This window comes from Alteromonas sp. ABD4_190, from assembly GCF_056160105.1.
In genome coordinates, this window is record NZ_JBSWWN010000001.1 from 2,037,266 (window position 1) to 2,063,198 (window position 25,933).

The window sequence follows — 25,933 nt, forward strand, 5'->3', positions numbered from 1 at the left end:
AGCGTTTTACCCGCTGATCGGGTAGTTTAGCCTATTGGGGAAACGTTACTTTTTTACTGGCGAGCGGAATGTCACAAGATTCGACGCAACATGAGTTGACGGAAGAAGAGCTGCGCGAACTTATACCGCAGCTTCAACAACTTACCGACAAATATAAGCGCGCTGAACGTGTTCAGAAGGCGCTTTTTGATATTTCTGAACTTGCCAGTTCTGTAAGCCACCTAAATCGCCTTTACTCCGCCATTCATGAAATCATTGCCGATTTCATGAATGCAGACAACTTCTTTGTTGCCTTTTACGAACCAGAAACCCACATTGTCGACTTTGCCTATTTTGTTGATGAGTTCGACGAGCAAACTGTTCCTCAGCTTCCCGCTGAATCTTTGATGGACGGTATGACGGGTTATATTCTCAAAACCGGCAACCACCTTTTTTATAAGCGCAACGAAGAAGAAACCTTCGCCTCTGATTACGACATTAAGCTAGTCGGTTCCCAACCATTTGAACTACTGGGCGTTCCCCTAAAACGCGGTAGTCAGGTGATTGGAGCAATGGTAGTGCAAACTTACGATGAAGGCGTGCACTACAGCCAAGAAGATTTAGAAGTTCTACTTTTTGTCTCCCAGCATATTGTGACAACAGTAGATAGGGTAAAAAATAGAGAGCTCACCGAGCGCACCATCCGCGAAAGAACCCGACAACTGCGAAAAATTAACGATGACCTACAGGAAGAAATTCTTGAGCGCCAAAAAGTAGAGTCGTTGCAACAAGCACTTTTCGAGATTTCTGAGCTGGCCGCTAATCTTGAAGGCGATATGGATGCGTTTTATTCCAGTTTGCATGAGATTTTGGCAAGGCTAATTAGTGCACCAAACTGCTACATCGCCATTCACAATAAAGAAGAGGACTTGTTAGAGTTCCCTTACTTTAGCGATACCAAACAAAGTGAAATTAACGCCAGGCCCCTTGGATTGGGGCTAACAGAGTTTGTATTGCGTACTGGGCAGACAGAGCTAATCAACCCGCCAAGGGTACTGGAGCTTGCAGAGTCAGGGGAAATTGACGTTTCGTTGGCGCAAACGATGTTGAATAGCGCAAACTCATGGCTAGGCTCGCCACTTGTCGTTGAAGGCGAAATTGCCGGGGTTATCGCGGTTCAAACCTACGGTAAACTGGCAAAATACAATGCCCGCGACCAAGAGCTTCTGCGCTTTGTTTCGCATCATATTGCTGTAGCCATCGAACGAAAGCGCAACACCGAGTCGATGCAGCGCTATAACATTGAGCTTGAGGAGCGCGTAAAAGAGCGTACCGCAGAGCTTAATCGTGCGAACAAGTTTCTTAAACAGCAAATTGAAGAGCGCAAAGAAATTGAGCTTAAGTTAATTCACGACGCCCACCACGACTCGTTAACCGATTTACCCAACCGCGCTATGTTCACTAGCCGGTTAGAACTAGCCATTGCCAGTAAACAGCGTTACAGCGATAACTTATTCGCGGTTTTATTTATCGACTTAGACCGCTTTAAAGTTATTAACGACACGCTAGGTCATCATGCCGGCGATGAATTCTTAATTGAAGTAGCCAGACGTATTGAGTTGTGTATTCGTGGCCACGACTTATTAGCCCGCTTAGGGGGAGATGAGTTTGTAGTTCTATTGGATAACTTCGAAGACGAAGCGGATGTCGAAGAAGTAGCCAGCCGTATCATTTCATCTATTTCAGAGCCATTTTTACTGGATGGCCGCGAAATGTATTCCGGCGCCAGCGTGGGTATTGCGCACTTAGAAACCTATTATCGCAGCGCAGATGAAGTATTGCGCGACGCCGACGCCGCCATGTACCAGGCTAAAACGCTTGGGCGGGGTCGCTTTGTCATGTTTGATAAGAGCATGCGCGACAGGCTAATAGAAGAACTTGAGCTAGAAAACGAGTTCCGGCGTGCGCTGCGTGAAGAAGAGTTTGATTACTTTTTGCAGCCAGTAATTGATTTAAATAATAACAGTACGCTGTACAAAGAAATGTATATTCGCTGGTCTCACCCGGCCTACGGCAAAATAGCCCGCGAGCAGTTCAGACAAGTGGCGGAACACAGCGGTCTTACCCTAGATCTCGATTTATTCCAGTTGAACAAAGCCTGCGAGCTACTAAATCACTATAAAGATACCGATGAGCCTATCAACAAAATAGCAGTTAATGTATCGATTAATCATTTACTGCAGGCCTCTATGGTTAATCAAATGATAGATGTGATTGCAACGTCTAACATTACGCCGAGCCAGCTAGTGTTTGAGTTTGATGAAAATGACTTAAACCGCCGTTCGCAGTTTATCTTACCGGCAATTAAAAAACTTAAACGGGCTGGCGTAACCCTTGTTCTTGATAACTTTGGTAGCGGCTTAGCCTCGCTAAGTTATCTGTTTGCCTACCCCTTCGACTTCATTAAGATTGACCACAGATTTGTAAAATCACTCCCGCGTTCTCAGCGTAATTTAAAGCTAATTCAATCAGTCATGCTTATTTCTGAGCATTTGAAGTTCCAAGTAATTGCAGAAGGTGTAGATTCTCAGGCACAGCTTGATGCCCTTAGTGAAATTGAATGTTCATATGGCCAGGGCAAGATATTGAAGCACGCAAAAGTGCTTGATATGGCACTGCTAGCCGGCTAAAAGTGAGCACTCACTTACGATAAAAGGCCTTATAATAAAAAACAAATGGGTGGTGTAAGATCCGAGCCGCGCGATCTGTAACTTTTGTAGGCTAACTACCCGCTTTCAGCTGATGCTTGCTCAACAAGGTATGCCCAAGACATCTGACCAGGAAATTTTTCACTGCGGTTTTTACAACCAGCCTGCAGTGATAAAGCTAACTCAGCTAAATACTTACCGACTACTTTTTACCTAAGATACCTCTTAGGTTAGCAATACCCACCTGTGCTTTTTGCTGGCGCTCTTCTTTCGTTGCCTTTGGCTTTTGGTTTTCCCACTGAACGTCATCGGGCGGTAGCTCGAATAAAAAGCGGCTTGGCTCAGGGTTTATCACTTCACCAAACTGTCGGCGCTCTTTAGCGAGGCTAAAAATCAGCTCGCGCTGGGCACGGGTAATACCTACGTAGGCAAGTCGGCGCTCTTCTTCTACGTTATCTTCGTCAATGCTGCTTTGGTGTGGCAATAAGCCCTCTTCCATACCCACTAAGAACACAATGGGAAATTCCAAACCTTTCGAAGCATGCAGTGTCATTAACTGTACCTGGTCCCCTTCCCCGTCGTCTTCGCCGCGCTCCATCATGTCGCGCAGTATTAAGCGGTTCACTACCTCGGTTAAGGTCATAGGTTGGTCTAGGTCGTTACCTTCAAGCATATCGTTCACCCAACCGAATAGGGTACTTACGTTAGCCATGGCCATTTCAGCAGCTTTGGGGCTGGCGCTGGTTTCATACAGCCACTCTTCGTAGCCCATGGTGCGGATCATGGTGCGAACTGCATCAGCGGTGTTGCCACGCTCTGCATTGTCCGACAACTCAACTACCCAGCGGGCAAAAGTCGATACCGAATGAAAAGCTTTGTCGGGCAGCACGCTGTTTAAATTAGGGTGGGTTGCGGCTTCAAACATAGATACGCCCAAGCTATTGGCAAAGTTACCTAGTTTTTCAAGCGTAGCGCGGCCTATACCGCGCCCTGGCGTGTTTATTATACGTAGCAAAGCGTTATCGTCGTCCTGATTCACCAGTAATCGTAAATAAGCCATGATATCTTTCACTTCGGCACGGCCAAAGAACGACATGCCGCCGCTAATTTTGTAAGGAATGCGGTTGCTCATTAGCAGCTTTTCAAAAATACGACTTTGGTGATTCCCGCGATACAAAATGGCGTAGTCTTTAAACTGAGTACGATTCATGAACTTGTGCGCAAGCAGTTCTGCCACTACCCGCTCCCCTTCATGCTCTTCGTTCTTCGCCTCTATCACTTTAAGCGGCTCGCCATACTGCAGCTCTGAGAAGAGGGTTTTATCGAACAAGTGCGGGTTGTTCTGAATAAGTATATTCGCGCAATGCAGGATACGGCCTGACGAGCGGTAATTTTGCTGCAGTTTGATAACGTTTAAGCGCGGAAAGTCCTGTTGTAATAGGTGCAGGTTTTGCGGCTTAGCGCCACGCCATGAATAGATAGACTGGTCGTCGTCGCCAACCACAGTAAAGCGTGCGCGCTCACCAACTAATAACTTTACTAACTCGTACTGACTGGTGTTGGTATCTTGGTATTCATCCACCAGCAGGTAGCGAATTTTGCTCTGCCATTTGGCTCTAATTGCTTCGCTACTTTTTAGAAGCAGTGTGGGTAATAAAATTAGATCGTCGAAGTCTAGCGCGTTGTAGGCTTTTAGGTTGTCTTGGTAGCGCTTGTAGGCTTCTGCAAATTCTCGCTCGCCCGTGCTGGTTGCCGACTTTAATAAGGCATCGGGCAAGATAAGGTCGTTTTTCCAGTTCGAAATGCAGCTTTGTAGTAGCTGAAGCTGCTCTTTATCGCCATCGAGTGTTTCGGACGTTAAATCGTTAAGCAGAGCAAACGAGTCTTTATCATCGAATAACGAGAAGCCCGGCTTTAGGCCTAAGTCTTTTACATGGGCTTTAATAATGGTTAAGCCCATGGTGTGGAAGGTCGATACTTTTAGCCCACGGGCTTCTGGCTTACCTAAGGTTTGCGCCACACGCTCTTTCATTTCACGTGCTGCTTTGTTGGTGAAGGTAACCGCCGCAATATAGCGTGCTGGCATATCGCAGTTTCTAACTAAATGAGCAATTTTGTTGGTAATTACACGGGTTTTACCACTGCCCGCCCCGGCCAGCACCAAACATGGGCCAGACACATAGGTTACGGCAGATTCTTGAGCTTCATTTAGTTTCATTTAATTCCTAAAACAACGTACGTTTGGGCGTAACACGGTTTTCATTGCATGTCGCGACGATACCGATAGAATAGCTTTCATATTTTGAGCTGCGCATTATAAGGGAATTCCATGTTGGATCCGAAGAAACTCGAAGATTTAGCGAAACAAATTGCTGATGCCGTACCACCAGGCGTTAAAAACATGGCTGAAGAAGCAGAAGGCCGAGTGAAAACAGTATTGCAGTCGCAGCTGTCGAAACTTGATTTAGTGACTCGCGAAGAGTTCGATATTCAAAGCCAAGTGCTTATTCGCACCCGCGAAAAGCTAGACGCTATGGAAAGTCGCATTGCCGAGCTAGAAGCAAAACTAGCTGAAAAATAGTTGTTCACAGCTTATAGAAAACTCAAAGCGCCTTTATGGCGCTTTTTTGTTGTCTTCAATCATGTTTGAGTGTTGAAGTTCTTCATTCACGCTTCTGACATGCAACTATTTAAACAGTTTAATATCGATAGTCTGCCCATCGGGAAACTTTGCATGAAGTTCTAATGTTCCGCCGAGTGCTTCAATGTATTGAGATAAAGTACTTACGAGTAAATCTGGTCTAGACTCTATTTGAGAGATATTGGGTTGCGCTAAGTTTAGGCGTTTTGCGACTTCCCCTTGATTTAAACCACGCGCTTTTCGGGTTTCAGAAAGCGTCATATCTGCAATAATTTCCAACGCTTTAGCTCTAGCTGTCGCTTGAATTTCGGGTTTTACTTGCTTACGTAGCTCACCTATTGTTTTTGCCATAATACTAAGCCTCCGGTTTATAAAAGTCCTTCATCTTTTAAATATCGCGCAAACACTTTTTCAGCCAGATAAATCATTCGTTTGTAAAACAGTTTATCTTTCTTACCGTTTTTGCGCCCTCCACACAGAAGCACTGCATTTCTTTTTGGGTCGAAAGCATACAAAATACGGTAGGGCTTTCCTGAGTGTTGAAGCCTTAATTCCTTTAAGTTTCTAATTTTAGCGCTGCCTTTCAATGTATCAGCATAAGGCCTTCCTAAAGTGGGGCCTTTAATCTCTAAGACATCGATCATCGCTAGAATATCTACTTGCTCGAGATCAGAGAGTGACAAAAACCACTGCTCAAATTCATCTGTGACAACAATTTGCCATTCCATTGGCACCTCCTAACATACTCTCGAAAGTATATATCGTCAAACGTATATACTTTCGTTTAGTTATAATGTGACGTAAGAAGGTAAAAGCAACAAATTGCTACTGCGAGTAATTTTCACTGCGGCTTACTTGTTCAATAGTTGTATGGTTTCGGGTGTATTAACAAGTACCCTACTAAACCAAACAAAAATGCAGCGCCGTACCCAGCGTAATGGCTAAACCAATGTAGTGGTTTTCAATAAACGCGGTGAAACAGCCTTCACGCTGACGGCGTTTAATAAGTTGATATTGGCGCACGCATAGCAAAGTAGAAAACAGCACGGCTGTGTAATAAGGCCATGTCGCATTGATTGTTAAGCCTATACACCACAGAATAGTTAGCGCGCAGGCTTGCAACAACATCACAATTAGCACGTCGTTTTTACCGAACAATATAGCGGTAGATTTAACGCCTATTTGCAAATCGTCGTCGCGGTCTACCATGGCGTACATGGTGTCGTACGCTACTGTCCATAGTAAGTTAGCAATAAACAACCACCAAGCGTACGTTGGTACAGTTTCTAGCACGGCCATGAAAGCCATAGGTATAGCCCAGCCAAATGCCGCACCTAATACCACCTGCGGTAAGTGGGTATAACGCTTCATGAAGGGATAGCTTGCAGCAAGCAAAAGCGCTATGAAAGATAACGCGATAGTTTGCCAGTTAAGAAACAGCACTAACACAAAGGCGATGGCGATAAGTGCGCCAAATAACTGCAGCGCTTGTTTAGGTTTCACTTCGCCCGTTGCAAGCGGACGCTGTGTTGTGCGCTTTACGCGTCCGTCCACTTTTCTGTCAGCATAGTCGTTGATAACGCAGCCAGCTGAACGCATTACGACTACGCCAGCCACAAAGATAAGCGTAATACCCAAAGGCGGTAAACCTTGGGCCGCCATCAACAGCGCCCACAATGTAGGCCATAGCAGTAAATAAATACCGACAGGTTTATCAAGGCGCATAAGTCGCGCATACGCATTCCAATTATGCTTCATAACTGTTGCTCGCTTTCCTTTTCGCTTGTCGCTATATAGCCGTATGCCGGAGAATCGGGAAGAAAAACTTCAGCCACTATCATGCTGTAGTTGTCTAACGTAAACAACGAGCGTCTTCCCCACAAGGTTTGGTTACTGTTAATGCCAAACTGGGAGGCTTGGGCAGTACACAATTGGAACTCTGATCGGGTGAACCGCGTGTCGTTAAATAAGCGTTTTCCCAGTGGCTCGCGGCCTAAGTCAGAAAGCTCGCTGTCTACAAACGCTTGGGGAATAATAGAACGTGCAAACACCCAGGGTTGATGGTTACCGCACAGCAGGATTTCGCGAGCTTGATAGCTGCTGTTACCGTTATTGTGAAGTAACGACAGCTCGTTGTCGTGAGGTATTTGCGTGCGCTGCCCGATAAGCTCCAGCGAAAAATGATCGCTTAGTGATTGCACCCGCTCGGTCAACGACCCTGTGTCTAACAACCAGTTTTTTAGCTGCGCATTAGGAATTGTGATGCCAGAAGGTGCTTGCCAGTCAACCGCCAAACCCACTGGAAAAGTGGCATTAAAACTCACACGAAAAGCCCGAATAATGAATCTGTTAGTATGATAACACGTCATGTGAGAATATTTTCACTTGGTTAAACTTTTGCAGTAGTGTGTTTGATAAGGGATTTGCTACACTATCAAGTGAATTTATTACTTTGGTGTTTCAGGCTTCACTATGTTTAAGTCACTCGTTTTACGTGTATTTGCGGTTAGTTTTTTTGTTTTTGGTTGCAATTCAGCATTGGCGCAAGATAAAGCCAACTACGCTTACTTGGGCTTAGAGCCAGAGATTGTTACCAACTATATTAGCGACAGCGCACAGAAGCTTGGTTACGTTCGCGTGTCGGTAGAGTTAATGATTCACGATGTGAACCAACTGGAAATTGCTGAACACCATATGCCGCTGCTACGTTCTACCGCCATTGAGATTTTCGGGCAGCAGCCTGCAGAGAAAGTAAAGTCGCTTACCGGTCGTGAAGATATTCGTCGCGCTATATTGAAAGCCCTTCAAGAGCACATGCAGCAAGAAACCGGTGGTGAAGTGATTAAGAACGTTATCTTTACTAAGTACTTATATCAGGGCGCTTAAACAGAATAACCGCTGTCTAGGCCAATGAAGAAGCGAGCTTTTAATCAGCTCGCTTTTTGTTTCTAAAGCAGTTTTACCATTTTTTGTCTTAGTATGTAACACGCCAATTTTCTAGGTTAGAACGGCATGCTATCTCATACTTATACGTCGTAATACCTAGACACTTCAGTATCTTTTGGTTTTAAGCCCTGCCTTCATCAACTGCTAACGCTTTCCAGAACCTAAGCTTAACGTAGCGGCAAGTAAGCAGCCTGAAATAAGGCCCGCCGTATGCGCTGCATTTGCCATACTCACCCACAGAATGTCGGCATAGCCAAGTACTAGCCATACTAGCATAAAGCCGACAATGGAGTTTGGCAGCGAAAGTCCCCAGCTTGGGCGCAGCCAGCCAAGCCACCACACGAAGCCCATCACGGCATAAACCACACCAGACAAACCGCCAAATAAGAGTAGATTACCTTGTACAGGGTCGCTAAATAGCGCTTGTGCAGCATTTGAAACCGTGGCTGATATTACAAAAACAATCAGCAGCATGCTTATGCCCAACGTACGCTCGATCTTGGCTCCCAGCATGGCCCACCAGAGTAAGTTGAATACGATGTGAAGTACTGAAAAATGAATAAACGCCGGGCCAAGTAGCCGCCACCACTCGTGATTTTGCAACAAAACAGAAAACGGTTGCATCAGTAAGTGCTGTGCTATGGGGGCAAACAAGCCAAATAAAGATAATAGGTACACCGCTGCGCACAGCATAAACACCACAGACGTAAACGGTGCTTTAACGGCGTCGGACATTATTTTACTTAACGAAAAGCCGTTGCCTGATGGGGCCAGCTGTACGTTCTTACCACTATCCCAAGCCGCTTGCTGATATTTAGGGTTTGTTGGATTTACTAAAAAATCTTCTGCGATAACCTTTGCGCGATCGGTATGCTCGCTATTATCCAGTACAACCACGAATTCTTTGTCGTGCTGTACGACCTTGGCGCTGATATGCTGACTGGTTAAATAGTTGGCGAGAAGGTGCGCAGGACTTTGCTGATTAAACGCGATTAAAGGATGACCCATAAACTAGTTGTTACCCCAAAAGCAAAAAGAGTGTGAAGCGATAAAGATGTGCGAGAGCGTGGAAACCTAGCTCTCGTTACTGACTCTTTATACTGAAATAGTGAAGGACCTGCAAAACATAAAATAAAGGTGCACATTGTGCACCTTTATAAAATAGCTATTCGGTTACTACCGGCTTCGCCTGTCGCCACGCTTCAAAGCCCCCGTCCATACTGTAAACGGTTTCAAAACCTTGTTGAGCAATCACTTGCGCAGCCTGCTGGCTGCTTACGCCGTGATAACACACCACAACAACTGGGATATCTTTGGGTGTTTGATCAATAAACGCCCCAAAGTTGTCGTTGTTCAGCGGTGCCGCGTTGGGCATATGGCCATTAGCAAACGATTGGGGATCGCGAATATCCACAATAGTTACGTCGCCTTGAAAGTTAGCCACGTCGTTTACGCTAATGTGTGAGAATGTTGTCATTATTGCCAATCCAAAATAACTTTACCTGAGTGTCCTGACCCCATGGTATCAAACCCTTTCTGAAAGTCATCAATGGAAAAGGTGTGAGTGATGATGGGTGAAAGGTCTAGGCCGCTTTGTAATAAGCTCGCCATTTTGTACCAGGTCTCGAACATTTCTCGGCCATAGATGCCTTTTATTACCAAACCTTTAAAAATAACTTGGTTCCAATCGACAGCAACGTCTTGCGGAGGAATGCCCAGCATGGCCACTTTGCCGCCGTGATTCATCTTGTCGAGCATGTCTCTGAAGGCTACTGGCACACCAGACATCTCAAGGCCCACATCGAAGCCCTCTGTCATACCCAGATCGTCCATAACGTCTTGTAAGTTTTCTTTACTTACATCAACAGCACGGGTTGCCCCCATTTTGTTAGCCAGTTCAAGACGGTAAGGGTTGATGTCGGTAACAACAACGTGTCGCGCACCTACATGTTTTGCGACCGCCGCCGCCATAATACCTATAGGACCAGCACCTGTAATAAGCACATCTTCGCCTACTAAGTCGAAACTTAGCGCGGTGTGAACGGCATTACCAAACGGGTCGAAAATAGACGCGAGGTCGTCGCTGATATTGTCTGGAATTTTAAACGCGTTGAATGCTGGAATTACCAAGTACTCTGCAAAAGCACCAGGGCGGTTTACACCCACACCCTCAGTGTTACGGCACAAGTGTACGCGACCAGCGCGACAGTTGCGGCAGTGACCACAGGTGATATGACCTTCACCAGAAACACGGTCACCAACTTCGAAGCCTTTTACTTCTTGCCCCATACCCACTACTTCGCCAACGTATTCGTGACCAACCACCATAGGTACGGGAATCGTGTTCTGCGACCACTCATCCCAGTTGTAGATATGCATATCAGTACCGCAAATCGCGGTTTTGCGAATTTTAATCAGTAGGTCGTTGTGCCCTACTTCAGGCTTTGGCGTGTCTTGTAGCCAAATGCCTTTTTCCGCTTTTGCTTTTACAAGCGACTTCATGAAATCACTCCCATTTCACGGCCTACTTCAATGAAAGCATCGATGGCTTTATCTACGTGTTCAAGGCTATGACCTGCTGACATTTGCGTACGGATTCGAGCTTGCCCTTTAGGTACAACAGGGTATGAGAAGCCAATAACATAGATGCCTTTCTCTAAAAGTTTGTCGGCCATTTCACTGGCTAAGCGAGCGTCACCAAGCATCACTGGAATAATAGCGTGGTCTTTACCGGCAAGAGTAAAGCCAGCCTCTTCCATGCGCTTGCGGAAATGGTTGGCATTTCGCCATAAGTTAGCGCGCAACTCATCACCCTCTTTCATCATTTCAAACACTTTTAATGATGCTGAAACAATAGGTGGCGCGACTGAGTTAGAGAATAGGTAAGGACGCGAGCGCTGACGTAGCCACTCTACAACTTCTTTTTTGCCCGAAGTATAACCACCTGACGCGCCGCCAAGGGCTTTGCCTAAAGTACCTGTTATAATGTCTACACGACCCATTACACCGCAGTATTCATGGCTACCTTTACCGTTTTCGCCCAAGAAACCCGTGGCGTGGCAGTCATCAACCATTACCATGGCATCATATTTGTCGGCTAGGTCGCAGATTGAAGCAAGGTCGGCAATAACGCCGTCCATAGAGAACACGCCGTCGGTAGCAATGATTTTAAAGCGTGCGCCGTCGGCATCGGCTTGCATCAACTGCTCTTCTAACGCTGCCATGTCGTTGTTAGCGTAGCGGTAACGCTTTGCTTTACACAAACGTACGCCGTCAATGATACTAGCGTGGTTTAGCGCATCAGATATAATGGCATCTTCCGGCCCAAGCAGGGTTTCAAACAAACCGCCATTTGCGTCAAAGCAAGACGGGTAAAGAATGGTGTCTTCGGTGCCTAAAAAGTCGCTGATAGAGGCTTCTAGTTGCTTGTGAATGTCTTGCGTTCCGCAAATGAATCGCACAGATGCTACACCGAAGCCATGGCTATCTAAGCCTTCTTTCGCCGCTTCGATTAAGCTTTCGTTGTTTGCCAGGCCGAGGTAGTTGTTAGCGCAAAAATTAATAACATGCTCACCACTATCAACACCAATATCCGCTTGTTGCTGGGATGTGATCACACGCTCTTTTTTGTACAAACCATCTTCTTTTGTGGCTTCAATTTGCGATTGCAAATGAGAAATAAATGCCGCAGACATGCCATTCTCCAAGTGTGGGTATATAAAAACCGCTAGTGTAATGAAAGCGCGTGAAAGGGTACACACCCATGCGCTGTATTTAATGGGTTTGTCGACTAAGTTTGTAAATTATTTAGCACAGTCAAAGAAAAACACTTAAATCACACTAATTTGCTTTAGGTGCTATGTGAAATCTTTCCAAAAGCCGTTTTCTACCTTATTGCTTAGTGTGTCCCAAAGGTTTACTTCAGGTATAGGACGGCTGATAAGATAGCCCTGCCCCTGATGACAGTCGAAATGACAAAGCAATTCATACTGCTCATTGGTTTCAATGCCTTCAGCTATTACCTGCATGCCCATATTACGCACCATAGATATGGTGGAATGCACAATATTTCTGTCGTCTGCGCTGCTGGCAATATTAGCAACAAAAGAACGATCGACCTTTATGTAATCGGCTGGCAGTGATTTTAAATAGCTCAATGATGAATAGCCGGTCCCAAAGTCGTCAATGGCTAACATACACCCCATATCACGTATGGTTTGCATTATTTCCGTTGCCCGCTTGATGTCTGAGACCAAAACGGTTTCCGTTAGCTCTAGGCAAACTTGGTCAGGCGCAATATCATTTTTGATGATTTGGTGCTGTAAAAACTCAGGTAAGCTGGGGTCTAGGAACTGTCCTGCCGATAAGTTAATTGCCACTTTAATATCTGGATATCCGCTATTTTTAAGCTCACGTACCAAATGGGTGGAGCGCGTGATAACCCAGTAATCTAGCTCGAGCATAAACGACGTATTTTCAAGCAGAGGAATGAAATCACCTGGTGAAATATGCCCTTTTTTAGGGTGATACCAGCGCAATAGCGCTTCAAAGCCCATAAGTTTGCCGCTGTGAATGTCAATTTGCGGTTGCAAGGCAAGGCTGAACTGGTTACCTCTGAGGGCTTCACGGGCTTCAGATTCCAACTCGACTTTTTGCATTACCTTGAGGTTCATGGTGGCGTCATACACCCTAAATTCTGCGCCTTTCTTCGCCTTAGCTTCGTACATTGCAATATCAGCGTGACGTAACAGTTCCACCGGCGTGGCACGAGAGTGATTAGTTATGGCAATACCAATACTGATTGAAACATAAAAGGTCACGCCATCAACAATGATAGGCTCTTTGAATTCGTCTATGATTTTTTGCGCAACAGTATCAACATGCTTTTTGCTATCTATGTTTGACAGCAAAATAACAAATTCATCGCCACCAAAACGAGACGCAATATCAGATTCCCGAATAGGTTTTGAAATTCGCATTGCAGCGGCTTTGAGAAGCTTGTCACCCACGTCGTGCCCATGACTATCGTTGACCTTCTTAAAGTCGTCTAAGTCCATAAACATAAGAGCAACTAGCCTGTCATCGCGAATTGAACTAGCTAATTGTTTTTCAATTTGAAAGGTCAACATGTTGCGGTTAGGCAGCCCTGTTAGCACGTCGAACATGGCCATTTTTTCGAGCTTAGCGGTGTTAATTGCCATTTGTCCGTCAAAGCTTTCTAGCTGGCGCGCTAAATCGTTCGCCGCTTCCTCAACCACGTCGAGTTCGTCGGTTAGCTTAAATACCGGCTGCTTTCTACGCTTAGCCGCAACCGTGTAAAATTCGCTAAACTTATGCTCAGCCAACATAGGTAGGCGTTCGCTGATATCTAATAGCCTTGTGCGATATTGATTTAAGAAAAGATAGAGCAACGAAGAGAAAAGAAGAAATAATGCGATAGCGCTTGAAATAACCACGTACTGATATTGCTCGTTCTGACGTATCATTGCCGACACATCTTGTACAATAAGTAAATAAGGATGGTCTCCTGACGCGTGGTCAAAAGGTAGAAGGCTCACTAAAAGCTGCTGGCTGTCTAAACCTACATTCACGCCTTTGATAACGAGATCGTCAACACGCCAGTTAGCCGGCAAAGCGTCAATAAGTAAATTTATGAACTGTCGATTGGCCGCCGTAACTTGGCTTGCTACCTTTAATGAAAGATTGCCCTCTTGTAATTCGCTCAACTGAACAACCGCAACCTTATGCACATCGGTCGCTCGGCTGAACAAATACAGCAGTTCCCGCATAGAAGTAGAAACAATGATAACCGGCACTTTCTCACTCTGCGCCATTATGGGTATGGAAATATAATGGGTACATACGCTCTCGCAGACCAGTAACGAGCGGCTTTCAAATGCTGCCCGGGTGGAATCTACAAGGCGCTCTATAGTGGCGTTAACAGGGTAAGCGGGCTGTCCAACAACGCCATTTTCATCGAATAAGTACAGGCTTTCGACCTGAAAATTGAGCGTTAGGTATTCGTTTAGGTCATCTAACGTACTACGTAATTCATCAAGGTTATTGGAATAGGCGCCACTTTTACGGCTTATAATATCAATAAAGGTGATCATGCGGCTATGGAGAATATCTTCAAACAACTGCACGCGACGTTGATTGCTGATTTGGCTTTCACGCTGCTGTAATTCAAGCTTAGCTTCAGATTCTTGAATAAGCATGGTAGAAATTACAATTGTAACAGTTAAAACCATTGCCAATAATATGGCGATGGTTTTAGTGGTAAAAGATACCTGAACCTTCATTTACTAGCCTTAAAACCAATACATCAATTGTATTGACCACATTTCCCAATGTTTATCAGAGTAGGATGCCACATCACGGTTCAACAAACTCACCACGCGGGTTGCCCCCTCTACCCAGTGATATTCCCCTTGGAGCCTCCATTTTGGAGCGATGTCCCAACGTAAACCCACCGTATACGTATCCTGATATCCAAAGTAGGCAGGGATAAGACCTCCTGTCTTTGTCTCTAGGTCTTTACCATCACGGTCAGATGTATCATTGATGTAAGTGTCGTAGCCCAATAGGCCGCTAACGTGGTTGTTAAAAAGGTACCTGAATTGAACAAAGCCGCCTTCTCCGGTGCGCTTTTCGATAAAATCTGACGAAAACAGCCCTTGGCTTAGTTGTTTGTCGCGTATTAATTCAGCAGACAGCTCCCAATTTTCTGCGAAGTATTGCGCAGAAAACATAAATCGCTCTATGTTCGCGCTGCCAGGCAAACCATCTTCATCCGGTGATGGCGTGTACCTGAAATCGGAATCAAGCCAACCAGCCCCTATTTTCCACGTCATGGATGAGGGCTGTAAAAACAGGCTCGCTTGATGTACGAAGTCTTGTTTAATTTTCCCTTTAACTTCATTACCTAACAGAAAGTCGCGCTGAGAATCGTTAATGTTCGAGCGCCCATAACTCCAGTTAAGCTCCCACGTATATTCCTTACTAAAGTGAGAAAAACTGGTCAAAATACCATTACTACCCAATGCAACGTCACGAAATCCGTCGTTATAAACTGATTGAGGTAATAATGACGTATATCGAGTTTGAGGAACATCTCTGGTTGCGGAATAAAGCCAATGGATGTTTTTAAAGCGACCTGCGTGAATTTGCCCGCGCCATCCGCTAGGTAAGTCAGGCAGTTTCCAGTCGACAAATAGATAGTCTAGGCGAGCACCTTGTTCGAAACGGTTACCACCGTCTAGATAATTAATTTGGCCAGCAACGGATATATTTTCTGCAACCTGATAGTAACCGTTCAAGCCTATCTCTGTGAGTTCACCAGTAACCTTGTTGTTGTCAGTGATAAAACTACTGTCTTTCGACTGGGTAATGCCTTGTGAAATATAGCCATGCCATGTGAAGTCTGTCTGTGCGTTAGCAACGAACGAACTGACGATTACGAGCGAAAAAGCGATATATTTTTTCATTCTAAGTCTACCTCTACGCGTCTTAGCTTAACAATATCACTTCGCTCAACGTAACCGATAGCGCCCACGGTATTCTCTAGTGCATCAACTAGCGCTTGATAAGAGGTTACTCTGATAGGTGTGATACCTTGCCCAGAATAGGTAATTTGGTCCCAAAGCCGAGACAACTGGTAAGGAAACATTTGAAGGATATCGCGACAAAACTGACGGTGTAACTCATCGCTGTCTTGCAGTACAAAAACCGTTATTTTAGTGCCGTTGCCCCAGTACTGACGCTGCCCTGTAAAGATCTGACGAAGCTCAGAGCGATTAAGCTCTGCAACCATTACGCTTTCATTCACCATGACGTTAAGTTCAGACGCATTTACTTTAGACACGCACAGTACTAGCACTGCTAATGCTAGCAGCACTATTTTTGATGTGGTAAAAGCGTAAATACCGGACAGCCATCGCAAAGCGGGCTTTTTCATTAAGTAACAGCTCCCTGTTTCACAGAAGTACAGTTCACAACGCTAAGTGTAGATAATAGTTGGTAGTTTTACCTTACGATAAAAAATTAAACGAGAAACGTCGCAACTTTTTGCTTTACCATGTCTACGGTAATTTTTTCCATTAATTGGCGCCCTTTGGCTCGCGTACCCCATGGCAACGCGTCCCAGGGTTTTCCCTTTTGTTCTTCTACACATTTATCATACACAGAGACTACTCTATCAAGGTCGTTATAAGGCCCCGTCCTGCGTGGGTTAGAGTGTGCGTATAGCCCAATTACAGGTGTGCTAACAGTTGTAGCCATGTGAGCCGGACCAGTGTCTGGTGCAATAACTAGGTGGGCATGCTTAAGCAACATAAGCAACTGATGCAATGTTGTTTGCCCAGTAAAGTCTTTAAGCGGATATTTTACACACGCTTTTATTGCATCAGCAGTTTTGCGGTCTAACTCTCCTGGACCGCCACATAATATCACGCTGACGCCGGCCTCCTGGATATAGTCAGCAATACTTGCGTATCGCTGTGGCAACCAATTTCTTTCAGCTTTACTTGCAGCAGGTGAAATAACCACATATTTACCCAGTATTTTTGCTTGTTCTTCGCCCCACTGCTCATCTTCTGGAGCAACCGGGATATTCCAAGATACTGGCTTTGTCTCTGGTACGCCTAATGCATCGGCAAAATCCATAAAACCTTTAAGCACATGAGCGTGCTTTGTGGCAGCCACCCGTTTATTGGCAAACAACCAGTGCAGCTCCTTACTTCGCGCCCAGTCAAAACCTATGCGCTGTTTTGCTTTAATCACTCGCGAAGCTAAGTTTGCCCGTAATGCCACCTGCATCATTAATAAAGCATCAAAGGTTTCACCGGCCACTTCCGCTTTTAGCGAATCTACTGCAGCTTTCCCTTTTGATTTATCAAAAATAATGAACCGTACGTTTGGCATCAGCTTCACCAGCTGATACTCCACTTTCCCTATTACCCACGTAATTTCAGCATCGTTCCACTGTGATTGAATTCGAGTAACCATAGCAACGGCATGACACACATCCCCAATGGCCGATAAGCGCATTAAACAAATCTTTTTTCCCACAGAAGCTCTCTCGTTGCTGAAAAACCAAAATAAATCATTAGAATATGAAATTTACCATAAGTTGTGGGCAACATGGCGACAATGCGACGAGACATAGGTGCTGGGCACCACTTTATTTTCGACAATACCTTGGTTAGTCAGCCCAATACTGAAATGTTTAGCCCTGAGTTTTGGCAACTGCAGAACAAGATAACAGGTCAAGCCAAGGGGCGTGGTACAACCATCTTCATTGAGCATGAAGGTCAACACTGGGTTTTACGGCACTTTATGCGTGGCGGACTGGTAGGCAAGATACTCAGTGACCAATACTTTTTTAATGGCATTGAACGTTCTAGACCTTTCGAAGAATTCGCATTGCTCGAATACATGCGAGGTGAAGGTCTTTTGGTACCTATTCCTGTCGCTGCTCGTATCCATCGCAGAGGCTTAATTTATCGGGGCGATATTATCACCCTTAACATTCCTAATAGCCAAGACCTGCACCACGTTTTGTGCCAGCAGCCACTATCAAAAAACGAATGGCATGAAGTCGGGCGAGCGCTGGCTCGAATGCACAATTGCCAGGTTTATCATCACGATGCGAATGTTCGAAATATTATGATTGATGGCGATAAGCAAATTTGGCTAATCGACTTTGACCGCTGTTCGAAACGCCAAGGGGATAGCTGGAAACAAAGTAACCTAGATCGTCTATTGCGCTCTCTACATAAAGAGCAAGCGAAAAACCCGGTATTTCACTGGAAAGAAGACGATTGGAAGGCATGCTTAGATGGCTATAACGAATTGGTGAAGCGTTAAAAACCGCGAATAATAAACATAATTGCAGCAGTACTTAGCATTACTCGTTAATGTGGTACAGTAGCCCAGTTGAACCTATAAACCCTATACGACAATAAGATTCAATTTATGCACACTAGAGCACTTTACCCAGGTACTTTCGACCCCATTACTAACGGTCATGCAGACCTTATTGAGCGGGCGTCTCAGCTATTCTCTCACGTTATTGTGGCTATCGCTTCTAACCCCAGTAAAAAACCGCTTTTTACATTAGAGGAACGGGTAGAAATGATAAAGAAAGTTACCGCCGATCTGCCTAATGTTGAAGTAGTAGGGTTTACTGGTTTACTAGCGGACTTTGCGGATGAACAAAACGCGACTATTTTGATTCGTGGTTTACGCGCGGTATCTGATTTCGAATACGAATTCCAGCTGGCCAATATGAATCGACGCCTAAACCCGAAGCTTGAAAGTGTATTTCTAACTCCAGCTGAAGAAAACTCGTTTATTTCTTCTACTCTAGTGAAAGAGGTAGCCTTGCATCGCGGGGCCGTAAGTGGTTTTTGCCACCCGGTAGTAGAGCAAGCGTTAAGAGACAGGCTAGGTAAAAAGAGTTAGGTAAACCGGCGTTGTCCAGTACAGTCGCTTTACGGTGTTAAGTTGCTTTAAGTTAGTTTTCTAGCTGTAAACCTTTCTAGCATAAATCTTTTTTAGCTATTAGCGCTGGCAGCGAGTACAGAAAAAGGTATTGCGCTGCCCTATCACCTTGCTTTCAATGGCTTTACCGCACACTTCACAAGGCTCACCTTTTCTTCCGTACACATTTAAATGCTGCGCAAAATAACCGGGGTTACCATCGGTTTGTGCAAAGTCTTTGAGCGTAGTACCACCTTGCTCGATGGCTTTAGCGAGCACTTGCTTTATTGTAGCGGTGAGTGACTTATAGCGAGCCGCACTGATGTTACCCGCCGCTCTACGCGGATCGATACCGGCAAGAAACAAAGCTTCGTTTGCATAGATATTGCCCACACCAACAACGATTGCGTTATCCATAATGAAATTTTTTACCGGGCCTTTACGGTTACGCGATAGCTTGAACAGGTGCTTTTCGTCAAAGTCGTCTGTAAGTGGCTCTGGGCCTAGGTTGTCAAACATTACTTGATGCGTATTGGGCGCTTGAAATAAAACTGCTCCAAAGCGCCTAGGGTCATTTAAACGCAAGCATTTCCCGGTATCTAGAACAATGTCCACGTGGTCGTGTTTCACAACGGGTGTGGTTGCGTCGATGACACGCAGCTTGCCCGACATTCCTAAATGTAAAATAAGCGTGCCTGTTGCTGTTTCAATAAGCAGGTATTTCGCTCGACGTTTTACCGCAATTACCTTCTGCCCCTCAACACTTGAGACCTCCTCAGGTATGGGCCAGCGCATTCTTCGTTCCCGTACTATTACACGAGTAATGGTATTGCCGATTAAATGCGGTGATATGCCTAGCCGGCTTACTTCAACTTCTGGTAATTCAGGCATTTATCATGTCCAAGGTAATAATTTATTGAGGTTGGTATTGGTTAATGTGTACCAGTTATTTTCAAATTTGATCACTACAGGTGATGTATTGGGGTAAATAGCATAAACGTTGCCGTTACTATTACCCGCAAGCCAAACCACAACAATATAAGGCTGGCTATTCATGACCGACTCAGGTACCTCAGTAGCTGGGTTCAGCATAGCCCGTTGCCAGTGTGAAAACTGCTCGTCAGGTTTTACAGCAAGGCTTGTGTTAAGGCTTTTTTGACGCCATTGTTGCCCGATGCGCTCTAGGCTATTTGTATCATGCTCTATCTTGAGCACGTAAGCATCTTCAGGTAATAAACTACGCGTTTGTACAGGGTCTTTCTTTGGTACCAAACTGTCTAAGTTAAACAGTGCAATCATAATGAGCATTGCGATGATAACGACGTTGTTCATTGCCCGCTGAGAAATTCTTGCCACGCGTTTTTCCGTAATATGGTCGACTATAAACAACGCAATATAGTAATGCCTCATTCTCTTATAAGCTAATCCAATGTGCAGATTACCTGCTTAACTCTGTGTAGGGCGCTTTTAACGAAAAGTTGGCGCTGCTTGAAGTCTGGCTTAATACGTTTTTAGGATGCTGTAAGCCTTAGTCAGCGTGCTGCTTACGACTGATCTGCTGCAGGTAAGGCAACTATCTATGTTTGAACAAAAGCGGGATCATTTAAATGCGACGTCGGGATCTTGTGGGATCTGTGAGATATGCGAGCAAGTATTGCGAATTTAAAAGCAAAAAACCCAGCAAAGGCTGGGTTTTCGTGGAGACAAAAGCAAGCTAATTACTTGATTTTGGCCTCTTTGAACATAACGTGCTTACGCACAACGGGATCATACTTTTTGATCTCCATTTTGCCAGGCATGTTACGCTTGTTTTTATCAGTAGTGTAGAAGAAACCTGTACCTGCTGAAGAAACTAGTTTAATTTTATCACGCATTGTCGGCTTCCTTAGATTTTCTCACCACGGGCACGGATGTCAGTTAGTACTGAATCAATACCTTTCTTATCGATGATACGCATGCCTTTAGCAGACAAACGTAGTTTTACAAAACGGCTTTCGCTCTCAACCCAAAAACGGTGTGTTTGAAGGTTTGGTAAAAAGCGACGACGAGTCGCATTTCGTGCGTGTGAACGGTTATTACCAACCGTTGGACGCTTACCTGTTACTTGGCATACTCTTGACATTGTATTTGTCTCCAGAACAACGATAACTGTCGCGTCAGTTAATCCCAAGCGCTCAAACAGTGGTTGGGTCAAATGACGTATTACTATAAATTAGAGGGCGCATTTTATACAGCAAAGGCAGGATCATTTCAATAAGAAAGTACAAAAAGGTTACTTTTTATTTTCCCTGGCGCTCAATTTTTAAACAATACTCCATTTCACTCCCAAATAGCCACCTTTCAACCTTATCATTCGTCTATGCGGGCAAACTTTGTTACATTTTCATTTCAGCGCGATATACTAGCTCGTGTTAATCGTTACTGATAAAAGCATCAGTTTGCAGCATTATGTAGGTTGTTTGTAATTTTGGAGTCGAAATATGTCATCAAGTGTGCTTTTTGATGTGCAACATCTCTATTATCTACCTCAATACTTGCCTGTGGCAAAGGAGCTAAAAAGCCAAGGTGCTAAGGTTCGGTTCATATTGCACAAAGAAGATGGATACGACGAGATAAAAGCGCAAAAACTTGACGAGGAACATTTTGAATATTATTTTATTGCCGATAAATCAAATGTGTTTGAATTTTATGAGCAACAAAAAGTAGACTGGATTATATTCGGCAACGTACCTCCATTTCATCGTAAAAAGAAAGCGTTTCTACACGCAAAACTTGCCCTAATGCAACATGGGATAGGCCCTAAATCTTGCTATTACAAAGTATCAGAATACCCTTTCGATGTTCGCTTTGTTGAAGGAGAGCGTAGGCTAGCAAGGTTAATCGAGCGTTTTCCACAACGCACTTTTGTAAATACGGGTTATGCAAAACTCGACCCTCTTTATGGCGATAACCCTGCTCCGATTTCATTGGAAGATATGGGGTTGGATCCCACTAAGCCTACGGTCCTTTATGCCCCTACCTTTTTTCCAAGTAGTATAGAGCAATTTGACGATAGTTGGCCCCGTTCGCTTTCTGATTTCAATATTATTCTTAAACCTCACTTCTTCAGCGTAACCAAAACAAAATATGCTAATCAGAAGAATAAACTTCACACTTGGTCATCGTATGACAATGTCTACCTAACACAAAAAAGCGAGTTTTGTTTAGTACCGTTTATGAAGATTTGTGATGTAATGCTTTCTGATGCGTCCTCTGCTATTTTTGAGTTTGCAGCGATCGATAAACCCGTCGTGTGGTGCGATTTTACCAAAAGAAAGTGGAACTATACTGGCCTATTTAAATTTAGAATGAAAAAGCGCCTCGATCCCGATATTGTACTTTTTCACGATATTGCAAACCGTGCCTCAAATCCTATTGAATCTAATAGATTGCTCAGGGAATGCGTCAATGCTCCGGATGCAAGGCGTGCTGAGCGACTTTCAGTTACCCGTTGCATGGTGGGAGCAATGGATGGAAAGTGCAGTTCACGGATAGCACATTACCTTACGACAAATAATCAGGAATTACCTTGCGAAAAATAATCACCTTCGGCACATTTGATGTGCTTCACATTGGGCATATCCGTATTCTTAAGCGCGCCAGAGCTTGTGGCGATCACTTAACTGTAGGCCTATCTTCTGACGAGCTCAACTTAGATAAAAAAGGGCGCTCTCCTGTGTACGCCTATAGCAGTAGGGAAGAATTACTGTCTTCATTGCGCTTCGTTGATGATGTGTTCATGGAAGAGTCGTTAGAAAAGAAGCGCGATTACATTATGCAGCACAACGCCGATGTACTGGTTATGGGTAATGACTGGGAGGGTAAATTTGACGAATTTGGAGATATTTGTGAGGTCATTTATTTACCCAGAACACCTTCCATATCGACGACAGAAATCATCGAAATTATTCGAGACACTCATTCATGAGATTTTTGCTTTATATATCTCAAAACTACTCTTTTGAGATCCTACGACCGCTTCAACAAGAAATGCGTAGCGCTGGTCATGAAGTAAAATGGTTCGTAGAAGGGAATGACATCAACACATCACTCTTTCGTGAGGATGAACAAGTGTTACCATCAATCAAAGAGGTCATCCAATTCAACCCCGATGCATCCTTTGTGCCTGGCAACCTTATTCCTTCATTCTTACCTGGCTTAAAGGTACAGTTATTCCACGGCTTTGAATGGAAAAAGAAAGGCCATTTTCGGATCAGAGGTTGTTTTGATTTGTATTGTACGCAGGGCCCGTTTTTCACTAAAAAGTTTGAAGAGCTAAGATTGCAACATCCTCACTTTACAGTAAAAGAAACTGGATGGACTAAGCTAGATAACTTATTTAAAAGTGGTAATCCTGATACCCCGACTAACCAAAAGCGAGTTATCCTTTACGCCCCGACCTTCTCGCCAAGCCTTACCTCTACCGAAGCATTGTTTGAGCATATTGTTGCACTGAGCAAAAAGCACGACTGGCAATGGAAGGTAAAATTTCATCCTAAGATGGACAAAGCAACCATTGAAAAATATATGCTCGCACAGCACGATAAACTAGAAGTTGTCACCTCTTCTAGTATTCTTCCTTTGTTGCGGGAAAGCGATATTATGATTTCAGATACCTCGTCTGCTATTACTGAGTTCTTATTAACGGGTAAACCAGTTGTGACATACAAAAATGGGCAGCCAGAGCCAGTACTTATTAATATTGACAATGCCGATGCACTTGAGATGAGCATAATAAAGGCGTTAGCCATGGATTCAGAACTTGAAAATGCCATCAGTGTTTACAGCAGCGAAATGCACCCCTATAAAGATGGGGAATCAGCAAAGCGCGTCTTAGCGGCAACAATTGATGAGATTAAGCATTTTCCAAGGTCTGAAAACTGCACTAAGCCTAAGAATTGGTTCAGAAATCTAAAACTGCGAAAGCGTTTGAAATACTGGCGCTGATAGTAAAATGATAAAGGGAGCATGTGCTCCCTTTTTAGTTTCTAACTTTTACGTAGCTAAACTATCGCTAGTCGAAAAAAGGTGACCTGGTTTCTGTGAGGTCTATTAACCTTGAAGGTCGGCGTAACATTTGCCCACCATCACGAGAGATTGGTACCCAAGGGAACAATCCTCGCCCTTTCGACGGCTCTAGCAAGAACAGATCGGTAGGAATGGAAATATAGAAGCCTTTAGTAAAACTCCCCTCCCCATATTCTTCTGAAGAAACATCAGTGAAGGCAGCGTAAGCACCTACTATAATGCCGCTATCAAAGCGCTTGGCGTAATCAATATTCACGCCTTTATCTTTCGCCAAGAATTGACCCGCACTAACCGTAATTTGCGTATCATCTAGGAATTCAGGCTGCCAATAGACACTTGCATGGCCGGTTATCGTGTCGTAATCCTCTAAGCCTGTTTGGCTGTAAGGGTCGCGCTGTTTAACGTAGTTGATATCGATGCCGTAGGCGACATTACTATCGACAGGGCGATAAAGAATTTCACCACCTACACCAGCAAACATGGTTTCTAGATAACCTGCGTATGCTTGAGCATAAAGATCGTCAGCGATATCGTCTTTGTAATGTAAAAACGCAGTATCTAACCATACATCATTTTCAGACACATATTCACGTACCCGGGTACGCACGCGAGGTAAAGACACGTCTTCACCATCTACGAGGTAATTAAACTTATCGAAGTTATCAAGAAGCGTCACTCGTGCACTACTCATAGCCGAGAAGTTTTCGTTTAACGCATAGCCGCCATTTAGCATTAACCCTGTTTGATAAAGATAGAAATCTTCTGGATTACCAAACGACTGAGTGAAAAAGAAGTCAGCACTGTAGAAAAAACCCGAGGTATTTTCAGGGTCGTATGCTTCTTTTATCTCTTCAGAAGGCGATGTTCTCACGTATGTTTCCGTTATATCGGCATCGACCGATTCGTATCGCGCCGCTGAGATAAAGGCTTCAGAGTCTATTTGAGTATCAACCAGTGGAAGGCCACCGCGATTATCTACCATATGATAGGTTTTAACGCTATCTGGAAGCTCAGAAGCCGCAACACGACCTACCCGCTCGATAGCTTCATCTTGGTCGCGGTATTTGACCTGCGTTCCATAGAAAGTTGCGCTGTCTTCTTTAATTTCAGCATCGGATAAGAGGAAACCACCTGAGTTATAAAGGTCGTTATAAAGACGTGATTTGTTCACATCTTTAATATTAGATGGCGCATTTCTTCCCATTAAGTTTCGCGGCGCATCGTCGAACTTAATCTGTGATGCTGTGTTCATGTTGAAGCGATATGTAACACCAAAACCAATGGTATTTCCACGTTGGTAATTTAACGAGAAATCAAAGTCTTTATAGCGATATACCGCGCCCACATTCCAGCGAGAATCTTGCTCTAGCTGGCCCGCTCTATCTCGGGAGTAATCGTTGCCTTCAAACTCAAGTTTTAGCGTTAACGGCTCCCATGGTGTTTGATACTCTACGCCACCAAAGAAGGCAGTGGTACCTTTAAAAAATTGGTCGTAATCGACCTTACCACCGCGGCCTGAGAATCCGCCAGGGCGTTCACAGAAGCTATCTTTAACCTCACAAAATGGATTAGTAATATCATCTGCTGTCCCCAAATATCCCCAGCCTAAGCCTAAATGGAAATCAAACGGTCCTACCGATTTACTGGCGTTTACGTATTCGCTTTCAAAGAAGCCAGTGCCACCGAAGTCTCTAAAACCAACGCTAATATCTGGTAGGTAGTAACTTTCTTTCCATAGCCTGAACTTAACGTCTAGGCCCTTATCTTTTAAGGTTTGGTCGCCACTGAATGATTCAACTTGGCTATATAAACGTGTACGTACGTCGGTATAGCGAGCGGTCGCTTCCATCCAATCATAAAGCTGGATATTAACTGACCAGAAGCGGTATTCACCGTTATCGGTATAATTGATGGCCATTCCGCCTTCATCTCGCATACGCGCGGTTGGCGTTTGAATTAGGCCATTACCGCCTTGCACCATCTGCGAGGGCGTAACGCGAAGTTGAGTATCAGCAAGCGTGGCAGAAGATAATGCGCTGCTAATTACCAGCGCGAGTGTTTTTTTCTTAGGCATTTGTTTCTTAGATACTTTTTTCTTAAACATTGGCGC

The 25,933-nt window shown here is 44.5% G+C and carries 26 protein-coding genes; 8 read left to right on the top strand and 18 right to left on the bottom strand.

What is annotated here, in order from left to right; all coding sequences use genetic code 11:
* The first annotated feature begins 68 nt into the window (after nt 1–68).
* Nucleotides 69–2,669 (top strand): sensor domain-containing phosphodiesterase, encoded by a 2,601-nt coding sequence (locus ACXAFM_RS08945; RefSeq protein WP_474834275.1) that lies wholly within the window; start codon nt 69–71, stop codon nt 2,667–2,669.
* Between the two features lie 220 nt (nt 2,670–2,889).
* On the opposite strand, the gene rep is transcribed toward ACXAFM_RS08945, so the two are convergent.
* Nucleotides 2,890–4,905, bottom strand: a complete 2,016-nt coding sequence (gene rep / locus ACXAFM_RS08950) for a DNA helicase Rep (protein ID WP_474834277.1) — start codon at nt 4,903–4,905, stop codon at nt 2,890–2,892.
* A gap of 111 nt (nt 4,906–5,016) precedes the next feature.
* Between rep and ubiK the strand changes: the two genes are divergently transcribed.
* Nucleotides 5,017–5,268, top strand: coding sequence for a ubiquinone biosynthesis accessory factor UbiK (gene ubiK, locus ACXAFM_RS08955; RefSeq protein ID WP_012516595.1), 252 nt, complete (start codon nt 5,017–5,019; stop codon nt 5,266–5,268).
* Between the two features lie 105 nt (nt 5,269–5,373).
* Here ubiK and ACXAFM_RS08960 read toward each other — a convergent pair whose 3' ends face one another.
* From ACXAFM_RS08960 to ACXAFM_RS08975, 4 genes are all read right to left on the bottom strand, one after another.
* Nucleotides 5,374–5,679, bottom strand: a complete 306-nt coding sequence (locus tag ACXAFM_RS08960; protein WP_474828784.1) for an XRE family transcriptional regulator — start codon at nt 5,677–5,679, stop codon at nt 5,374–5,376.
* A gap of 17 nt (nt 5,680–5,696) precedes the next feature.
* On the bottom strand, nt 5,697–6,056 hold the full coding sequence (locus ACXAFM_RS08965) for a type II toxin-antitoxin system RelE/ParE family toxin (RefSeq protein ID WP_474828786.1): 360 nt from the start codon (nt 6,054–6,056) through the stop codon (nt 5,697–5,699).
* Between the two features lie 172 nt (nt 6,057–6,228).
* Nucleotides 6,229–7,086: a 4-hydroxybenzoate octaprenyltransferase gene (gene ubiA, locus ACXAFM_RS08970; protein WP_474834279.1), complete on the bottom strand. Its 858-nt coding sequence runs from the start codon at nt 7,084–7,086 to the stop codon at nt 6,229–6,231.
* Nucleotides 7,083–7,652, bottom strand: a complete 570-nt coding sequence (locus ACXAFM_RS08975) for a chorismate--pyruvate lyase family protein (protein WP_474834281.1) — start codon at nt 7,650–7,652, stop codon at nt 7,083–7,085. The genes ubiA and ACXAFM_RS08975 overlap by 4 nt, the downstream gene beginning before the upstream one ends.
* 148 nt (nt 7,653–7,800) lie before the next feature.
* On the opposite strand from ACXAFM_RS08975, the gene ACXAFM_RS08980 reads away from it, so the two are divergent.
* A complete protein-coding gene (locus tag ACXAFM_RS08980; RefSeq protein WP_474828792.1) occupies nt 7,801–8,214 on the top strand; it encodes a flagellar basal body-associated protein FliL in 414 nt (137 codons plus the stop codon).
* Between the two features lie 204 nt (nt 8,215–8,418).
* Here ACXAFM_RS08980 and glpG read toward each other — a convergent pair whose 3' ends face one another.
* From glpG to ACXAFM_RS09020, 8 genes are all read right to left on the bottom strand, one after another.
* Complete coding sequence (gene glpG / locus ACXAFM_RS08985; RefSeq protein WP_474834283.1) at nt 8,419–9,282, bottom strand: rhomboid family intramembrane serine protease GlpG; 864 nt, start codon at nt 9,280–9,282, stop codon at nt 8,419–8,421.
* A 157-nt stretch (nt 9,283–9,439) separates the two neighbouring features.
* Entirely contained in the window at nt 9,440–9,751 is a 312-nt protein-coding gene (glpE, locus tag ACXAFM_RS08990; protein WP_474828796.1) for a thiosulfate sulfurtransferase GlpE, read from the bottom strand.
* The gene (tdh, locus tag ACXAFM_RS08995) at nt 9,751–10,776 is read right to left on the bottom strand and encodes an L-threonine 3-dehydrogenase (RefSeq protein ID WP_474828798.1); all 1,026 of its coding nucleotides are present in this window, start codon (nt 10,774–10,776) and stop codon (nt 9,751–9,753) included. Before tdh ends, glpE begins: the two co-directional genes overlap by 1 nt.
* Nucleotides 10,773–11,969, bottom strand: coding sequence for a glycine C-acetyltransferase (locus ACXAFM_RS09000; RefSeq protein ID WP_474834284.1), 1,197 nt, complete (start codon nt 11,967–11,969; stop codon nt 10,773–10,775). Before ACXAFM_RS09000 ends, tdh begins: the two co-directional genes overlap by 4 nt.
* A 162-nt stretch (nt 11,970–12,131) precedes the next feature.
* Nucleotides 12,132–14,576: a putative bifunctional diguanylate cyclase/phosphodiesterase gene (locus tag ACXAFM_RS09005; RefSeq protein WP_474834286.1), complete on the bottom strand. Its 2,445-nt coding sequence runs from the start codon at nt 14,574–14,576 to the stop codon at nt 12,132–12,134.
* A 9-nt stretch (nt 14,577–14,585) separates the two neighbouring features.
* Nucleotides 14,586–15,761 carry a hypothetical protein gene (locus ACXAFM_RS09010; RefSeq protein ID WP_474828804.1) on the bottom strand — a complete coding sequence of 392 codons (1,176 nt, stop codon included), beginning with the start codon at nt 15,759–15,761 and terminating at the stop codon, nt 14,586–14,588.
* Nucleotides 15,758–16,231: a hypothetical protein gene (locus ACXAFM_RS09015; RefSeq protein WP_474828806.1), complete on the bottom strand. Its 474-nt coding sequence runs from the start codon at nt 16,229–16,231 to the stop codon at nt 15,758–15,760. Before ACXAFM_RS09015 ends, ACXAFM_RS09010 begins: the two co-directional genes overlap by 4 nt.
* Nucleotides 16,232–16,317: 86 nt before the next feature.
* The gene (locus ACXAFM_RS09020; RefSeq protein ID WP_474830557.1) at nt 16,318–17,322 is read right to left on the bottom strand and encodes a glycosyltransferase family 9 protein; all 1,005 of its coding nucleotides are present in this window, start codon (nt 17,320–17,322) and stop codon (nt 16,318–16,320) included.
* Between the two features lie 93 nt (nt 17,323–17,415).
* Here ACXAFM_RS09020 and ACXAFM_RS09025 point away from each other — a divergent pair, with 93 nt between their 5' ends.
* Both ACXAFM_RS09025 and coaD read left to right on the top strand, forming a co-directional pair.
* On the top strand, nt 17,416–18,141 hold the full coding sequence (locus tag ACXAFM_RS09025; RefSeq protein ID WP_474834288.1) for a 3-deoxy-D-manno-octulosonic acid kinase: 726 nt from the start codon (nt 17,416–17,418) through the stop codon (nt 18,139–18,141).
* Between the two features lie 108 nt (nt 18,142–18,249).
* Complete coding sequence (gene coaD / locus ACXAFM_RS09030) at nt 18,250–18,738, top strand: pantetheine-phosphate adenylyltransferase (RefSeq protein WP_179981907.1); 489 nt, start codon at nt 18,250–18,252, stop codon at nt 18,736–18,738.
* Between the two features lie 99 nt (nt 18,739–18,837).
* Here coaD and mutM read toward each other — a convergent pair whose 3' ends face one another.
* The 4 genes from mutM to rpmB form a co-directional block, all read right to left on the bottom strand.
* Nucleotides 18,838–19,647: a bifunctional DNA-formamidopyrimidine glycosylase/DNA-(apurinic or apyrimidinic site) lyase gene (gene mutM / locus ACXAFM_RS09035; RefSeq protein WP_474834290.1), complete on the bottom strand. Its 810-nt coding sequence runs from the start codon at nt 19,645–19,647 to the stop codon at nt 18,838–18,840.
* A gap of 3 nt (nt 19,648–19,650) precedes the next feature.
* Complete coding sequence (locus ACXAFM_RS09040) at nt 19,651–20,112, bottom strand: hypothetical protein (RefSeq protein ID WP_474834292.1); 462 nt, start codon at nt 20,110–20,112, stop codon at nt 19,651–19,653.
* Between the two features lie 362 nt (nt 20,113–20,474).
* Nucleotides 20,475–20,630, bottom strand: a complete 156-nt coding sequence (gene rpmG, locus ACXAFM_RS09045) for a 50S ribosomal protein L33 (protein WP_012516577.1) — start codon at nt 20,628–20,630, stop codon at nt 20,475–20,477.
* A gap of 11 nt (nt 20,631–20,641) precedes the next feature.
* Nucleotides 20,642–20,878 (bottom strand): 50S ribosomal protein L28, encoded by a 237-nt coding sequence (rpmB, locus tag ACXAFM_RS09050; RefSeq protein ID WP_012516576.1) that lies wholly within the window; start codon nt 20,876–20,878, stop codon nt 20,642–20,644.
* Between the two features lie 358 nt (nt 20,879–21,236).
* Here rpmB and ACXAFM_RS09055 point away from each other — a divergent pair, with 358 nt between their 5' ends.
* The 3 genes from ACXAFM_RS09055 to ACXAFM_RS09065 are packed head-to-tail and all read left to right on the top strand — an operon-like array spanning nt 21,237 to nt 23,742.
* Entirely contained in the window at nt 21,237–22,337 is a 1,101-nt protein-coding gene (locus ACXAFM_RS09055) for a CDP-glycerol glycerophosphotransferase family protein (RefSeq protein WP_474834294.1), read from the top strand.
* On the top strand, nt 22,325–22,723 hold the full coding sequence (locus ACXAFM_RS09060; RefSeq protein ID WP_474834296.1) for an FAD synthase family protein: 399 nt from the start codon (nt 22,325–22,327) through the stop codon (nt 22,721–22,723). Before ACXAFM_RS09055 ends, ACXAFM_RS09060 begins: the two co-directional genes overlap by 13 nt.
* The gene (locus ACXAFM_RS09065; protein WP_474834298.1) at nt 22,720–23,742 is read left to right on the top strand and encodes a CDP-glycerol glycerophosphotransferase family protein; all 1,023 of its coding nucleotides are present in this window, start codon (nt 22,720–22,722) and stop codon (nt 23,740–23,742) included. The genes ACXAFM_RS09060 and ACXAFM_RS09065 overlap by 4 nt, the downstream gene beginning before the upstream one ends.
* Before the next feature lie 67 nt (nt 23,743–23,809).
* Here the strand turns inward: ACXAFM_RS09065 and ACXAFM_RS09070 are convergent, their stop codons facing one another.
* Nucleotides 23,810–25,927 (bottom strand): YjbH domain-containing protein, encoded by a 2,118-nt coding sequence (locus ACXAFM_RS09070; RefSeq protein WP_474834300.1) that lies wholly within the window; start codon nt 25,925–25,927, stop codon nt 23,810–23,812.
* Nucleotides 25,928–25,933 lie beyond the last annotated feature (6 nt).